14 protein-coding genes are annotated in these 15,137 nt (G+C 50.5%); 5 read left to right on the forward strand and 9 right to left on the reverse strand.

The window, feature by feature from the left end:
• Positions 1–180 precede the first annotated feature (180 nt).
• Positions 181–582, forward strand: coding sequence for a DUF2512 family protein (locus M1Q06_RS12165; protein WP_434399755.1), 402 nt, complete (start codon positions 181–183; stop codon positions 580–582).
• Between the two features lie 91 nt (positions 583–673).
• Here the strand turns inward: M1Q06_RS12165 and M1Q06_RS12170 are convergent, their stop codons facing one another.
• The 5 genes from M1Q06_RS12170 to M1Q06_RS12190 all read right to left on the reverse strand — a co-directional run bounded on the left by M1Q06_RS12170 (position 674) and on the right by M1Q06_RS12190 (position 5,293).
• Positions 674–1,804 (reverse strand): GGDEF domain-containing protein, encoded by a 1,131-nt coding sequence (locus M1Q06_RS12170; protein ID WP_434399756.1) that lies wholly within the window; start codon positions 1,802–1,804, stop codon positions 674–676.
• 155 nt (positions 1,805–1,959) lie between these two features.
• Positions 1,960–2,190 carry a hypothetical protein gene (locus M1Q06_RS12175; RefSeq protein WP_434399757.1) on the reverse strand — a complete coding sequence of 77 codons (231 nt, stop codon included), beginning with the start codon at positions 2,188–2,190 and terminating at the stop codon, positions 1,960–1,962.
• 79 nt (positions 2,191–2,269) lie between these two features.
• Entirely contained in the window at positions 2,270–2,731 is a 462-nt protein-coding gene (locus M1Q06_RS12180) for a VanZ family protein (RefSeq protein WP_434399758.1), read from the reverse strand.
• A 51-nt stretch (positions 2,732–2,782) separates the two neighbouring features.
• Positions 2,783–4,834: a cell wall-binding repeat-containing protein gene (locus M1Q06_RS12185; RefSeq protein ID WP_434399759.1), complete on the reverse strand. Its 2,052-nt coding sequence runs from the start codon at positions 4,832–4,834 to the stop codon at positions 2,783–2,785.
• A 123-nt stretch (positions 4,835–4,957) separates the two neighbouring features.
• Entirely contained in the window at positions 4,958–5,293 is a 336-nt protein-coding gene (locus M1Q06_RS12190) for a hypothetical protein (protein WP_434399760.1), read from the reverse strand.
• A 336-nt stretch (positions 5,294–5,629) separates the two neighbouring features.
• Between M1Q06_RS12190 and M1Q06_RS12195 the strand changes: the two genes are divergently transcribed.
• Positions 5,630–6,103 (forward strand): PH domain-containing protein, encoded by a 474-nt coding sequence (locus M1Q06_RS12195; protein WP_434399761.1) that lies wholly within the window; start codon positions 5,630–5,632, stop codon positions 6,101–6,103.
• Positions 6,104–6,150: 47 nt separating this feature from the next.
• Positions 6,151–6,447: a TIGR04104 family putative zinc finger protein gene (locus M1Q06_RS12200; RefSeq protein WP_158290836.1), complete on the forward strand. Its 297-nt coding sequence runs from the start codon at positions 6,151–6,153 to the stop codon at positions 6,445–6,447.
• A gap of 229 nt (positions 6,448–6,676) precedes the next feature.
• On the opposite strand, the gene lexA is transcribed toward M1Q06_RS12200, so the two are convergent.
• Positions 6,677–9,103 carry a transcriptional repressor LexA gene (gene lexA / locus M1Q06_RS12205; RefSeq protein ID WP_434399762.1) on the reverse strand — a complete coding sequence of 809 codons (2,427 nt, stop codon included), beginning with the start codon at positions 9,101–9,103 and terminating at the stop codon, positions 6,677–6,679.
• Between the two features lie 256 nt (positions 9,104–9,359).
• Here lexA and M1Q06_RS12210 point away from each other — a divergent pair, with 256 nt between their 5' ends.
• The gene (locus tag M1Q06_RS12210) at positions 9,360–9,671 is read left to right on the forward strand and encodes a TIGR04104 family putative zinc finger protein (protein WP_434399763.1); all 312 of its coding nucleotides are present in this window, start codon (positions 9,360–9,362) and stop codon (positions 9,669–9,671) included.
• A gap of 60 nt (positions 9,672–9,731) precedes the next feature.
• Positions 9,732–10,037, forward strand: a complete 306-nt coding sequence (locus tag M1Q06_RS12215; RefSeq protein WP_434399764.1) for a TIGR04104 family putative zinc finger protein — start codon at positions 9,732–9,734, stop codon at positions 10,035–10,037.
• Positions 10,038–10,183: 146 nt separating this feature from the next.
• On the opposite strand, the gene M1Q06_RS12220 is transcribed toward M1Q06_RS12215, so the two are convergent.
• From M1Q06_RS12220 to M1Q06_RS12230, 3 genes are all read right to left on the reverse strand, one after another.
• The gene (locus tag M1Q06_RS12220) at positions 10,184–10,546 is read right to left on the reverse strand and encodes a rhodanese-like domain-containing protein (RefSeq protein ID WP_434399765.1); all 363 of its coding nucleotides are present in this window, start codon (positions 10,544–10,546) and stop codon (positions 10,184–10,186) included.
• Between the two features lie 96 nt (positions 10,547–10,642).
• Positions 10,643–10,885, reverse strand: a complete 243-nt coding sequence (locus tag M1Q06_RS12225; RefSeq protein ID WP_121298082.1) for a hypothetical protein — start codon at positions 10,883–10,885, stop codon at positions 10,643–10,645.
• A 108-nt stretch (positions 10,886–10,993) separates the two neighbouring features.
• Positions 10,994–15,124, reverse strand: a complete 4,131-nt coding sequence (locus M1Q06_RS12230; RefSeq protein WP_434399766.1) for a C39 family peptidase — start codon at positions 15,122–15,124, stop codon at positions 10,994–10,996.
• Positions 15,125–15,137: the final 13 nt, after the last annotated feature.

Below are 15,137 nucleotides of genomic sequence, written 5' to 3' on the forward strand. Positions count from 1 at the left end.
TCACAAAACGCCCTTTTCTCTTTTTCTCATAATATTACCATACAAGAAAATAATATTTCCATTTTTTGATTAATTATTGATTTTTTCGACTCACTCTTTCTTTCACATGAAAATCACGCATATCAATTTAATGGAACGGGTAAAGATTCCTATACTTCATTCTAAAAAAGGAGGGATTGCATGAAACATCTCATTGCACTGGCTATTAAATTCGTCATCATCACCGTCGTCCTGTTGATCGTTTTGACGTGGGCATTTGATATCAGCTTCATGAATACCTTAATGATCAGCCTTGCACTCACGGCCTTATCCTATGCGGTCGGCGATATGCTCATTTTCTTGAATGCCGGCAAGCCGAACAACCAGTCAACCCGCAACACAATCGCGACATTCACGGATTTCATCATGGCACTGGGCATCATCTTGTTGGTCGGCTGGCTCTTGACGGGCGAATTCGCCCCACTGGTCGCCCCTGCACTCGTCAGCGCATTGGTGCTGTCGGCTGGCGAATGGTTCTTCCACCAATACGTCGACCACAGCGTCGTCCCTTGGTATAACGAATACAAATCGGTAAAGGGCTGAACGTAAAAATGCTATCCCAGTTCCGTGGGATAGCATTTTTATATCCAGCAGTCCGTACACCCTGCCAACTCTTTATATTTTTCGAGCGGAATCATGCATTCACGTGATAGCTGGATTTTTTTTCGATACTTGTTTTCATCGATGCAACCGTCACTTGGTTGCGCCCTGATTTTTTCGATTGGTATAACGCACGGTCAGCCTGTTCGATCAATTCGTCAAGCGGCTGTTCCGTTTCGGAAATCGCAGCTCCGAGCGATACGGTCAAGCGCCCGCCCGGCTGCTGCTCAGCACCGTAGAATGCATGGTCTTCGATCCGTTCTCTTAAGGCATTGGCCAATTCGAACGCTTGCCGTTCAGTAGACACTCCGGTAAAGCACAGGATGAATTCTTCCCCGCCGTAGCGGGCGATGACATCTCCCGGACGCGCCGATTCTTCCATCAATCGGCCGAGCGACCGGAGCACGCCGTCCCCTGCCGGATGGCCATGTGTATCGTTATAATTCTTGAAATGATCGACATCCATCATGACGATTGTCATCGGAACGCCCCGGTATTTCAACTGGCGCACCTTTTCATGGAAAAACCGAAGATTCGGCAAGCCCGTCAGCACGTCATGAGTCGAATCGTGTTCAAGCGCTTTCCAGCGGATGATGTTGCGATGCGTATCGTTGAGGATCCAGCCCAACGCCAATACCCCAATGGCCGCCATCATGGCCATTATCAATGCCATCTCTGCAGTCGCAGGCGTTGACAACACCATCCACACCGATTTGATCACTTCAAATACCGCAAAGCCGAGCATCATGCGTTTGATGCTGGCCATCGCATAAGGCGGACGGTAGTTTTTCCGGTCATGGAACAAGCTGCCGATCAGCACTGGCAAAAAGATCGCCTGCATGATGCCGAGCCATACCGTCGGCCCTTCCATCATCATCCGGTAGATGAACGGGATGATCATGGCAATGACACCGGGCAGCCAGCCGCCGATAAACGCGATGAAATAAAGCGGCGCTTCGCGGAGGTCGATGCGCATCCCTTCGTGAAGCAGCGGATTGTACATGATCGCGAATGCCAAAAATCCTGTCAGCAAGCCGTTCAACAGTGGCGCTTTCCTCGATTCCGCCAGTTTCGGCACGAGATATTCCCGGGCTTTCAAGCCGAGATACATCATCGCAATGATCAATGCCATATTTTCAAGGAAATAAAAAAAGTACGCCTCCATCAATACACCCCACTCTTATCAGTCTCTTAAGTTTAGCAGGAAATGTCTTTTGGTACATATCTTTTGGAAATAACATATAGAAAGATAGGTACTTGCACTCATTTAATTCCACAAAAATACCGCAAGCTCTCATTTCAAGCGTTGCGGCACATTCCCTAAATATCCAATAACAGTTTCGACAGGCGGTGCGATTGTTCGTCCAGCTCCTCGTGTTTTCTCACGAGATCGCCGAGTTTCCCTTTCATCGCGTCGACGTCTTTATCGTCTTCAAATTGTTCGGTGATTGCCACCTGTTCCTGTAAAACGTGGATCGTCTGCTTTAAGTTCTCGCGGTATTCGGTGCTTACCGCAAATTTCTCTTCCTTGTCTTTTAGCTTATCTTTCATCGATACCCACCTCCTGCTTGTTCTATTCCCGTTGTGCGCCTTCAAAAACACCGGTTTTACACAAAACAAAAAAGGCCGCTCACCAACTGGTTTCGGCCTTTTTCTCGTGTTGCCATTTAAACTTGGCCAAAAGCCAGTACAAAACTAAACCCGTCGCCGCCCCTGCGCTGTCGATCAAGACGTCGCGAACTTCGCCGCTGCGCCCCGGGATGAATAATTGATGGAATTCATCGGACGCTGCGTAAAGCGCGCTCAAGGCGAATGCCACAAAAACCGCGCGCTGCACGGCCATCCCGCTTTTTCCGAGCGCCCTTACGAATAGTAGCCCGAGCACGAGATACGCGAAGAAATGGGCGCTTTTCCTGAACAGCGTATGAAGTGTATCGAACTCTATCGGGACAAACGATGCGATGGCTTCAAACACTTGCCGGACGATTTCCGAACTGATGCCGCCCGAAACCCCGGCTGGCTGATGCGATAATCCAAATATAAAAATCATCCATAAGACCGGCCATAGCCAGGCCAGCGATTGCTTTTTCATCCTGCCAAATCCTTTTCTTTCTTGTCGTTCTTCTATTATAACCTAGTGCGCTCAATCAACAAGTGCTTCAAGCGAACGGCTCATTTCCGCATCGATCAGGCCTTCCGAATCGACGACCAAAAATGATTCATAGCGCTCCAGCTGCTCTTTCAGCTCTTTCGTCAAGCCGCTATCGCCAATCAAATACAAAGAAGCGTTGCGCCTGGCTGCAGCATTCGCCCCAGCCAAGGCATCCGTGAAATTCGATGCCGGCGCCAAAACCGCGACGCGGCGCTCGGCGTCTTCCTCTTTCGTTCGCGCTTCGATCGACAATCGGTCAGCGGCCAAAACGATATCGCTGCGCCCCCTCATCGCTTCGGTCGTCTCGCGTGGCATGCGGTTGCCTTGTGACAACAAAATAGGGTATTGGTTTTGCGCCGCAAAGACAGACGCAAGTGAAACATCCTTGAATGTCGCACCGTCCGCCACGACCGCCCCTTCCGAATCGATGCGTTCGGAAACTAACGCCGCCGTCTCATAGCGGTTCGCGCCGCCGATGCGTTCGGGTTCAACTCCCATGCTGGCCAATTCCTCCAGCTGCGCATCCGAGATGACTGGTTCGCTGCCGAGGATGATGGCGTTCGTGGCACCGAGACGTTCGATTTCCGCTTTGGCCGACGCGTTCAACTCATCATTTTCCGTGAACAATAAAGGCCCGCCTTCCTGATAGGCGAGTGGCGCACCGGCTAATGCATCCGCAAAGCCTTCACCTGTCGCCAATACGACCGTCTCTGCCGAATCCCATACGGCCTCCGATAACAAAGCCGCCGTCTCGTAGCTGTCATCGCCGCTGATTTTCTTCACTGCAGCCGCTTTCGGTTCCGGTTCTCCGCTATACGCCGCAATGCCGCTGCCGCCGTAGACGTACACCGTGTCGTTAATGGAAGCGAGCAGTTCACTGCCTTGCGGGACACTCTCCTTGGCCACTTGATTGCCTTTGGCATCGTAGAATTTCAACTTCCCGCCGCCCAGTACCGCTGCCCCGCCGGACGGAGACAACGCCGCTGCTTCGATGGAATGCTCCAGCACTTTATTGAAACCACCGTTTGGTGCCATCACTTGCAAGGCGCCGAGATGATACGGATTACCGAACGCGCTTGCGCCTTGTTCCTGGAGCAACAGCAAGCGGTGATCGCTTTGCTGTTGATGGCTCAGTGCGGATTCCGTCACCACTGGGCGGTAGCGGCTCTCAAGCGCACGGAACGAAGCCGAGCGGATCGGCTTGCGCAAGCGCTCGTTTCCTTCGGCGTTCAAAAATGCCCACTCGCCCGAATCCACGAATTCCACGATTGCCCCGTCCGCGTCGGTCCCAGCCAGCCGCACCTCTTCTGCAGCAGGCAAGGCTTTTTCATATATGACTCGTTCTTTGCCAAGCGACCGCGCAATCAAGGTCGGCACCATCAGCTCTTCGTTTGGTGCTTTAATATAGTAGATGATGCCATCTTTCACTGCATAAGGCTCCAGGACATTAGGCGATTGCCACTCCTTGCCTCCTGAAAGCGTACGGCCGTGAAGCACCGAGCCATCGAAATACATCAAATGGCCGCTTGATATGGCCGCTTGCCGTAAATCACCGCCCGCCACGTCTGCGACCGGTTTGCCGTCAAGTTTATATACGAGCAAGCGCGCGCCGAGGTTGCCGGTGATGATCACGTGCCCCGAATCGAGCGCGACATCCGCACCGGATCCGCTCATCCGAAAACCGTCCGCAAGCTTAAAGGCCCCAGTTTCTTTGCCATCCGCTACATCATGCACGGACACTTCATTTCCGGAAATCACGACAAACTCCCGGTCGCCGATTGCATACTGTGCACCTTCAAGCTCTTTGCGCCACAATTCCTTGCCTTCTGCGTTATAGCTGACGATCGCTTGCGGCCCCAACTGGCTCTCGAGCACTGCGATGACTTGTTCATCCACCACTGCGAGCTCTCCTGCCTTGACGCCGTCCGGGAACTTGGCCAACTCCCGGTACTCCGTTTCTGCCGCGAGCGCTTCATGCGTTAAGATGCCCGCCCCGCCCGCCGCTGCAAGCAAGGCGATGCCTATGATTTGAACCTGTTTCATGTGCGTCCCCCTCTTCTCCTGGCTGTCTTCTTTCAGCTTAATGATAGAAGGTTAAGGAAATGTTAAAAAAACGAGAAAACGCCCTGTCTGGATTGCTCGAATCCAGACAGGGCGCATATGGCTTCATACCGTTTCTTCGCGTTTCGGATGCGGCTGTGTGATATCGACCGCATATACTTCGATTTTATTGACCATCAAATCTTTGATTCCGTAGACTGGGCGTTCGCGTTTTTCGACGTCCGCTACGTATTCATTGAGCTTCTCCTGTAAAAAAACACCGACTGGCTTATCGGAATCCGTAATTTGAGACGCCGCATACTGGAATGAAGTCTCGAAAAACAGATTGGAGATTTCGATTGCCTTCAGCGTGTCTTCATCCTTATGTAAGCCCACCACTTTGTAGTAATTGCCGTACTCATCGCGCACCAAATCCTGTTGTTCGATGTTCTGCATGCTCATCAAAATTCCTCCTTCAACTAATGTCGATTGGAATTGCCTCCATTATTCCTATAGACGAAACGAAGGGTGCTTAAACAAATTTTCATTAGCGAGAACAGATTGGGGGTGAATGAATTGAAAATGAGTAAAGTATGGCTGCTTATCGTTTATGCTTGCACCAATCATAATGCTCTTTCGCCCAGTCCCAAATTAAATACATGAAAAATACGATAATCCCGAACAGCAGGCTGTTTCCCCATTGGATTTCACCGCCGGAAAGAAGATCCTTGAAAGAATTGAATTTAAAATGAAGCCCTCGGCGCTTTCATCCGTATAGTTACATAGAGGTGAGCATAAATGACTTTCCATTCGAAAATCGATTCATTTTTTATCCGTTTCATGTTGGCAGCTATCCTGTTCCTCGCCGCCGTTTCGTTTATTCCATTGTTATTCGAAGGTGCGCCGTTTTCAGCTTTCATGATCGTCACGGCTACTTTTGTAATCACTACTGCACTCATCCTGTGGATCACATTCGCCATCCGTTACGTTTTCCTGGAAGATCATCTGCTCGTGAAAGCCGGCCCTTTTAGAAGCCGTATTCCTTACACAAGCATCTTGAAAATCACCCCGACACGCGATATTTTCACGGGCTACCGCCTGTTGTCATCGCGGGATGCGCTGGAACTGATCAACAACAAGACGATGTTCGGGACCGTGAAAATCTCACCGGAAAATCAAGATGCGTTTATAGCAGAGCTGAAGAAACGTTGCCCTGATGTGAAACTTGATGAAAAATTTTTCGGCCAGACATCTACCAGCGAAAAACCATAGTATGATGAAAAGAATAGAATGTTTTTCAATCGGAAGGAGCGCCCCTTATGCCACATTGCCAAAACTGCGGGTTCAAATGGAGTTGGAGCGACATGATCAAAGTCGCCCTGAAAGGAAACATGCCTTGCCCGAATTGCCAAAAAGACCAATACGTCAAAAGCGGCCGGAATCTCTTCGGGGCGTTTTTGGTCGTCATGCCCTTTGTGCTGCTGTATTCCTATCTTACTTCCAATTTCAGTTTCAGCTGGCCTTTGGCAATTACGGGTTTCATTTTTTATATGACGCTAGGTACGGTCATGGGGCCATTCTTCTATAGATTATCGAATACTTCTCGAAAAAGGTAAGAAGTGGTATTTTCCGAAGCTTATCGCTCGCTTTCCGTGGACTCGCGCCTTGCGGGGTCTCGGTCGTCTCGCTGATCCACAGGAGTCGAGCGAACGCTTCTCCAAATACTTAGATAGGTCATTGATGTTGAACGGCGAAAAGATGGTTCCATTTTAATTCATAACTGATTAATAGACTTCTTCAACACTGTAAATAAAAACAGCCCGAGGGCTGTTTTTTTAATGCCTTCTATTTCTTCATTACCCCAATGACCCGCCCGTTGATGTACACATCTTCGCTGCGCATCATGATCGGTTCGAATTCGGGATTTTCCGCAACGAGCAGGATCTCGCTGCCCATCGGCATATACTTTTTCATCGTCGCTTCGCCGTCGATGACTGCGATGACGATGTCGCCGTTCGAGGCGGTATTTTGCTGGTGGACGACGACCATATCGCCTTTATCGATGCCGGCACCGGTCATGCTGTCCCCTGTCACCGTCAGCAAGAAGCTGTCTTTCGGCGACACGAGCCAGTCACGCGGCAAGCTGTGCGCCGTTTCGTAACTTTCAGAAGCAAGCGCGGGAATGCCCGCCGCGACGTTTCCGATGAGCGGCACTTCCGCCAATTCGTGCACTTGGATCAATACGTCTTCGCCCGCTTCACGCACTTCGATGTCCGCACCCGGTTCTTGGGCGTATTCGTAATCGCGGCCGTTCTTCAAGTTTTTATACAAGCTGTGCTGCTTCGTGTCCGGCAAAAAACGTGCCTGGCATTTCGGCAAGTCCTGTACTTCCTCGCCTTGCCGGTCGATGATCTTCACCGATAAGCCGTCTGTCGCGATTCCGTAAAACGCCCGGCTGTCCGCTTCCAAATAACTCTTCAGCTGATTCACGGCGTCGGCAATACTCGTGCCGAAACGTTTCACTTCGGCGATAATATATGGCCGCGCTTCGCCGTCCGCATGAATTTCCACGGCGATATCACAATAGCCTTTTTTCGAAAATTGCTGGACCGGGTATTCGAGCTGCATGAGTTCATACGGATATCCGTACGTCTCGTGTAGTTCGCGGATGAGCCACTGTCGGGTCAGTTCCTCTTTGGAATGCAAATCGACCAATTGATCGGCCAAGCGGTAATCGGTCATGCTGATGGACTCGAATGGGCGGAGCGCAGCGTCTTTTCGCATGCGCAAATGCTTGCGGTCGATTTCCTTGATGAATTTCGACGGCTTTTTCACCGACGACATATACAATAGTTCATTCGCGCGCGTCCTGCCGACATACAATAGCTTGCGTTCATCGGAATCGATCGTCTTCTGGTCTTCGGCGTCATCGTAAAGCTCCATCGGGATGACACCTTGATTCAAATCGATGAGGAAAATGACTTTGAATTCCAGCCCTTTGATCGAATGCATCGTCACGAGCTTCACTTTGTCCGATTCGAAATCCGGCTCGTTGCTCTGGAGGATCTCACAGGCAATGCCTTTGGCCGCCAAATCCGCTGCGGCGCTTTCGACGGAGCGCTTGCCTCGCGCGACGATGCACATCTCGGACAGGCGGTAATCGCCGCGAAGCCGCTCGATTTCCTCTGCAAGAAAAGCCACTTGCTGCTCGGGCTGCATGAAGAACTGGTAAATCGGCGGATGGCCGTGGCGGTCAATGAGCGCCGGTTTGACGAAATCGACATTCGACTGGATCGTTTCGTCCGCTTCGATCAAATCGAAAGCGGCTTGCGAAATCTCCGTCGTCGTCCGGTAGTTCTTGCTCAAGGTCCGCGATTTTCCGCTCATGTCATAGCCGATTGTCGTATACGGCCGCCCTTTGCCGAGCCAGGAATCCGGATAGATGCTTTGCGTATTGTCCGCCACGAACATTAGCGAAGAATGCGCTTTTTCCTTATACAGCTCCTTCAGGAATTCCAGCTGCACGCGCGTCAGATCCTGGCTTTCATCGATGATGATATGGGTATACTTGCCGCCGTTCGAGCGCCTCACTTCCTCAAGCGCCAGCTCGTTCATTTGCTTGAATGAAACGAGCCCTTCTTTTTCCAGAAGCTCACGGTACAATCTCGCCACTTCAAACACCGCTTCACGGGTCGGCGAATTCTTTAATAATTTCTGCGGCGTCCCGCTATTTCCGGAAGCGCGCCCGATGCGGTCTACCGATTGGTAGGTCTCGATATCCACCATCGCGCAAGACGTGATCCACTCCGCCTCGTCTTTCAAGAACTTCATATTTTTCGGCGTCAGCAGCTTCACATCCGGGTGGGATTTCTTCACTTCGTGAATCGCTTTCGTCAGCACTTGCCATTCCTTATCGCCCGGCGCAATGGCCAGCTTGCGTTTCGTGCGCTGCAAATATTTCATGAACTGCCCGTACATGAGCGAATCGATCGTCGCGATCTTCACTTCCGCATTTGACGCAAATAACCGTTCCGCCTCGCCAGCAGCTGCATCCGCCAACCGTTCGTATTGAAATTTTATGTAATTGAGCAAAGTCTTATTGTACGTCACCAATAAAATCTGGTCATCTTCCTCGTGGCAATAATGATCCATCAAGAAATGGATTCGCCGAATCGCCACCGTCGTCTTGCCCGATCCGGCCACCCCTTTCACCAACATCGGCCCGCCCGGCTCCAATTCCACAATGCGCCGCTGTTCCATATTCAACTTCATACCCCGCACCCTCCCTATTTACAACTTATACCTTTATTCTAAGAATATTGTCATGCAATAGCAAGGTCTTGCTGCATATATAGGCGTGAATATAGACTTTAATTATGGAACGAAAAGAAAAAGCCGAGGATTTCGACTTTCCATTCGTTCACAGGCATGATTTCATATTTTATTCCCAATAATTTGGATTACTTCTGAAATCGAGGGTATATAAAACTTAACTAACTAAAAATACTGGAGTGAAAGGAAGTATTTTATGACCCGCTGTCAAAACTGTGATTTTAAATGGAGTTGGAAAGATGTCATGACGCTCAGTATGACAGGAAAGAAGGAATGTCCGAATTGCCATAAAAGACAATACATATCCGCCAAATCAACCTTCTGGATCACCTTTTTAATTAGCATGGTCTTCCTTATGCCGATGAACGTGCTGCGGTATTATTACGAAATCGGTTGGCCATTGATCATTCTGTCCTTTGTCATCTACATGCCGATCGCCCTTATGTTGATGCCTTTCTTCTGCAAACTATCGAACACGTACAAACGCTTCGGCAAAACGGTCGAATAGCTGACTGATTTAAAGTCTTTAAATCTTATGCATAATTGATTAACAGAAAGGATGAATCTCATGGCTCGTTGCCAAAATTGCGGTTTCCAATGGGGCTGGAAGGATATGTTCAAGCTCAGCCTCAAAGGTGAGAAAGAATGCCGAAACTGCCACACCTCCCAATATGCAACTCGCAAATCAAATTTCTGGAGTTATATGGTATTCCTCATTCCATTTGCTTTGATATTTAATTACTTTGTTGTCTATAGTGAAGCCGGTTGGCCGATTCTCATCCTGATCTTCATTGTTTATGTAACGATGGCCTCATTGTTGATACCGTTTATGCTCAGTTTATCGAGTAAAAAAAATACAATGCTGAAATCTTAAAAAAAGATTTTAGTTCCCATCACCAGCTGCAAGATTCGCTTCCTTCGAGCCGCTTGCAGCTTATTCCCATGCTTAATTTTCCTATCTGTCTAAAAATCTACTAGTCTACAAATCCATTAAAAAAAAGAACCGCCTATTGGCAGTCCTCACTCTACATCGCCTTCCCACAACGACATGCCTTCGGATACGTTCACTACATCGTATCCTGCTTCATTTAAAATGGCGCTCGCTTCCTGGGAACGGTTACCCGACTGGCAAATCACCACATACTGTTGATCTTCCGACAAGCCGGAAAATTCCTCTTCCCGAAGCGTGCTGAGCGGCTTGTTCTCCGCGCCGACAATATGCGCCTCTTCGTACTCATATGGCTCCCGCACATCGAGCACCGTATAGCCCGCCTCCTGCTTCGCCGCCACTTCCTCAATCGCAATCGTCTCGTATTCGCCATTGCCGCATGCCGCAAGCAGCAACACGAGTAGTATCGCCATCAAGCCCATCATTCTTTTCATCTTGCGTCTCCCTTTCCTATCGTTCTACTCGAATTGTATGAAATTCCGTCGTTGATTACTATTTATAAGCTCAAAAAAACACCTGAACAAAACTGTTCAGGCGTTGACTTTGGGTGTCTCTGGATGCAAATAGCTGTCAATGAACTGCGTCGCTTCTTCAAGCGTTTTGTATTCCCACGCCATGCCGTTGGACATGTCGCGAATGACCAATCCCCCCGTGCTTGGCTCACACTGAACGATAAGCGTTTTGCCGTCTTCGGAGTTGAAAGTCTGGGTAATACGCACGCCGCGATATTCGAGAAGCGTGGATAAAAATGTGCGGATACTCTCTAACTTCATACGGAACGCCCCTTTCAGGTTTGTGGTCCGTGGCTCGAAATCCGTGCAGTCTTATGCTACTCCACAATATCATATTCAGAATAATTGCACGAGAGACTTTTTTCCTCTTTATGGACTAGAAAGCTCTACAAGAAATGAAGCGAATAGGTCCTCTTCCACTGCCATCTCCCAAATCGCGGAAGCCTCTTCCGTTTCGAGTAGTTCCTTTAGAATCGTCTTTGCGGCCAGTGGCTGATGCCTTGCTGCTTGCGCGCGCGCCAGTTCATACTTCGCCGGCACAAAGCCCGGCATATCCGCAAGCAGCGGCTCGATCATCTCTTTTGCCCGCTGCCCGTGGCGTTTCGTCGAATAGCTCGACGCCCTTGCGAGAATCAGCCATTCCGCGTAATGCATTTCTTCCGGCAAATTGTCTTCCAGTTCCATACGCATTTCGCATTCCATCGACTCCAAAGCATTCCACTTACGAATATAAAGGTCCGGATTGAATGGTTCCAATGCAATGGCGGCATCTAATTTCTCGAGTGCGCCAGGGATATCCTCTAAAATTTCCAGCGCTTCGCTCCACCAGGCGAGCATTTCCGCATCGAGCGGCGCCGTCTCCCCATACTCACGGAAGCGATGGATGACCGTTTCGTAATGCTTCGGCTTGCCGGTCTCTTCCGCCAATTGAAGTTCGGCAAAAATCAGCATGCGCTGCGCTTCTCCAGGTGCTTTCGTTTTCGCATAAGGTTTCAATTCATCGACCGCTTCCTTTGCCATGCCGCGGTTCAAATAAAACTGCGCCAACTGGATCGCTGCGTCTTCGCTCTCCGGTGCCAGCTTGGCGGCGGTTTCGCACAACGTGATGATAGTACTTGCGAACATCAAGCGTTTGCTGCGGTGGCGCATGCGTTTAATGATGCCGGCAGGCGGTTGTTCTTTCAACTGTTCAAGACGCTCCATCATTGACTCGGCTGCAAGGACATATGCGGCTGCCTGGCCCTCTGCCGGAAGCCATTTCTGTAAATTGCGCTTAAGGAACGGAATCTTTCCGAGCGCTTCCAGTGTCAGCACATATTCGCCGTACAATTCCTCTTCGTCCGGCGCTTCCAAAAGCAGCTTCTTGAGCTCGTCCAGCGCGCGTTTATGTTCGCCGTGGCGGTTCAAAAACTGCACATATTGGAAACGTGACGGGAACGCGTTCGGTTCTTCATTTGCCTTGTGGAAATATGTCTCCGCTTTCTCAAATTCGCCCGCTGCTTCATGGACATGTGCCCGTGCGGCATACAACCACTCCGCCGGCACTTGGTCTTCAATCCGGTCGAGCAAACGGTTTAATTTTTCGATATCGGCAGGCGTCGCAGCAAACCCAACTAAGTCCGGCAAGACAGCGGATAACGGCTCGGCTGCGATAAAATCCAGCGCTGCCGCAAATGCTTTTTGGTTTTTCCCAGTTTCCCGGTAGCAGCGCAATAATCCACCAAGTGCCGGCGCGTAACCGGCTTCCTGTCCAGCCGCTTGCTCGTAACAGGCAATGGCCTCGACAATGTCGCCGTTCGTTTCCGCCAGCTGCCCTTGTTTGGCGAGCGCCAACGGGAAATTCCCTGCCGACTTATACAGATGCCTCGCAAAACGCGGATTGCCGGCCAGTTCGTGAAGTTCCGCTTCCAGACAGAGAATTTGCGGCGCGCCGATCTTGCGCAACTTTTTCAATCCAGCGATGACGCGGTGGCGTAGGCTTGGAGCCGCGCCGAACTCGCTATAGCGTTCAGCGAGCATATACAAATCTTCGCCTTCGGAAAGCTCAAATCCGTCTTCAATGAGTTTCAAAGCTTCCCCGGCAGACGCTACGTCCTCTGCTTGTTCCAAGATCAATTCGGCAGCTCGGAGACGGTAGCCGGCATCGGCCCGTTCCAGCCTTTGTATCAAAAACGCCAACGCTTCCTTGCCGCGCTTTTGGCCGTATAGAGCCTGCGCGATGTGGACAGGCGTGAACAAATCCGTGGGATCCAGTTCATACGCACGCCTGTAGGCAGCCTCCGCTTGTTCGAATTGTTGCTGTTCGATCGCGATATGGCCAAGATACGAGTGAAGAATGTCTTGATTCAACTCTTTCTTCAAGGCGTCTCCAATGATTTTCTGCGCTTCCGCCCAGCGTTCTTTCTCCATGAACAGTTCGGCCATGCGCAAATACGCAAAAGGCTGTTCTGATTCCAGTGCAAGTGCATGGCGGTACTGCTCCAAGGCTTCTTCCGTTTTGTCGAGCGCTTGCAGGCAACGGCCCATTTCATAGGGGAAATAGCCATCTTCCGGATGGTTTTGGTTCAATTCGGCAAAGCGGCGGTACGCCTGCTCGACAGCCCCGTACTCATACTGGATGAGGGCGTGCGTAATTTGTGCGTACATGTCTTCGGGCAATTGGCCGATCGCGATTTTCGACCATTTATAGGCCTGGAAAATGTGGCTGCCTTCCAAATAGCAGCGCGCCAAATGGCTATAGGCGAGCGGCTGGTAATGATCGAGTTCGATCGACCGTTTCAATAAAGGAATCGCTTGTTCCACTTTTCCTTCATTCATGGATATGGCCGCTTTTAAAAACAGGGCATACGGGCTTCTCGTGTGTGCCGGTTCTTTTAAAGCGGAGAGCGCTTTACTGCCTTGATCTTTTTGGAAATACAGATGCGCTTCCAGTAATTCCAGTTCCGCATCATGTGCGTCGAACTCAGCCCGCAGCCGCTCGAGCCACTTTTCATGCCATTCGGCGGACTGGCCGGCAAGCGCCATCGTCAATCCGATCACCGCTGCGTAGGGCTGTTCTTCGTGCTGCTCCAAAAAGTCCACGAATTGCGCTTCATTGAGCGGCTCGACATCGAGAAGTCCATAAATTTCTTTAAAGAACAGGTGATCCGCCGGGTCCAGCGTCTCCAGCAATTCATTACGGGAACCGTCCACAAACGCCACGCTCAGGGAATCGGTCATGCGGAACATTTTCGGCACTTCGTCATAAGCGACGAGGAACGGCCCCAAGTCATTCGGGTCTTGGATGACGAGCGCTTGCAGACGATCGTCGTATCCGACCACGACCTGCACGTGCGCGCTGTTTTCGATCATCATGCTGAGCAGCACCGGAACGCCGGCGTCGATGAAAGTTTTATAACGTTCGATTGTTCCTTTAAAATAACGCGCAGTGAAGCCAAGCGTTTCCATATAAGACATCGTCGTCTGCAATTTCGAACCCGTTACATCAAAGACGTGCGCGGCGATGTCGTCTTGCGTCGCCTTGCGCCCAAACGCCTGCAAAATCAGCGACAGCGAAGCCGGGACGCAATAATTGAGTTTCTGCACTTCAGGCGTCAAGGATAGCTTTTTATGTGTCCCATTCGGCTTGATTTCAGCTTTCGTATAAAGGCTGTCTTTCAACTCGCGGGGATGTGTGGCAACCCAATGGCCCAGCTCCTCGAAACGCTCGAGTTCGTACAAGCAATGCGCCGTTAAATGAATGAACATTTTTTTGCGCGAATGAAAAGGATTGGCTTCAAGAACCGCCTGCATTTCATTCAGGACTTCTTCAAAACGGCCCAACTGATGCAGCCTGGCAATCTGTTCCGTCCGAAAAGCGTGGACATGCGGAAATTCAGCAGCGGCTTGAATCAATAACTCAAGCGATTGTTCCGGCGCCCCTCGCATCGCCAACAGGTCCGCATACAACAAGTGGATGCTCGTGCTCCAGCGGCTGTTTGTATCCGGCAGCGCACTCAATAGAGTTTGTTCCGCAAGTTCCCAGTCTCCGCTATGGATAGCGAAAAACGCTTCCTGGTCCGGGCGCGCCCCACCGAGCTCCTCGATGCGCGCCAATTGCTCGGCAGCCTCTGGGATACGGTTTAATTGGCAATAAACTTTCATCAATAAATGATGCGCATGCATCAATTCTTCATCTTCATAAGCATCGGCATGAATGCCTTGCAGGCGGGCTAAAATCCTTTCCTCTGCTTCCAGGCTGCGCCCGTTTTCCATAAAACGCACGCAATGCCATGCATAGGAACGCAAGCTTCCGAAACGCTTATAGCTCACCGTCGCCAGCAAATTGCTATAGCCGTACAAATCGGATTCATCCGCCATGCGGATCAAGCGGTAAAATTCCTCTTCATTCGGAATGCTGGCCAAAAACTCCTTTGCCGCACGCAGCGACTTCTTCTTCCATAACTCCCCGATAACGCGGACCAAATCATCCGCCGTCTCGATGTGAACAGTCGCCATCATCTCTCTATCCCCT

It is taken from the genome of Planococcus sp. 11815, assembly GCF_051096385.1.
Classification (GTDB): domain Bacteria; phylum Bacillota; class Bacilli; order Bacillales_A; family Planococcaceae; genus Planococcus; species Planococcus citreus.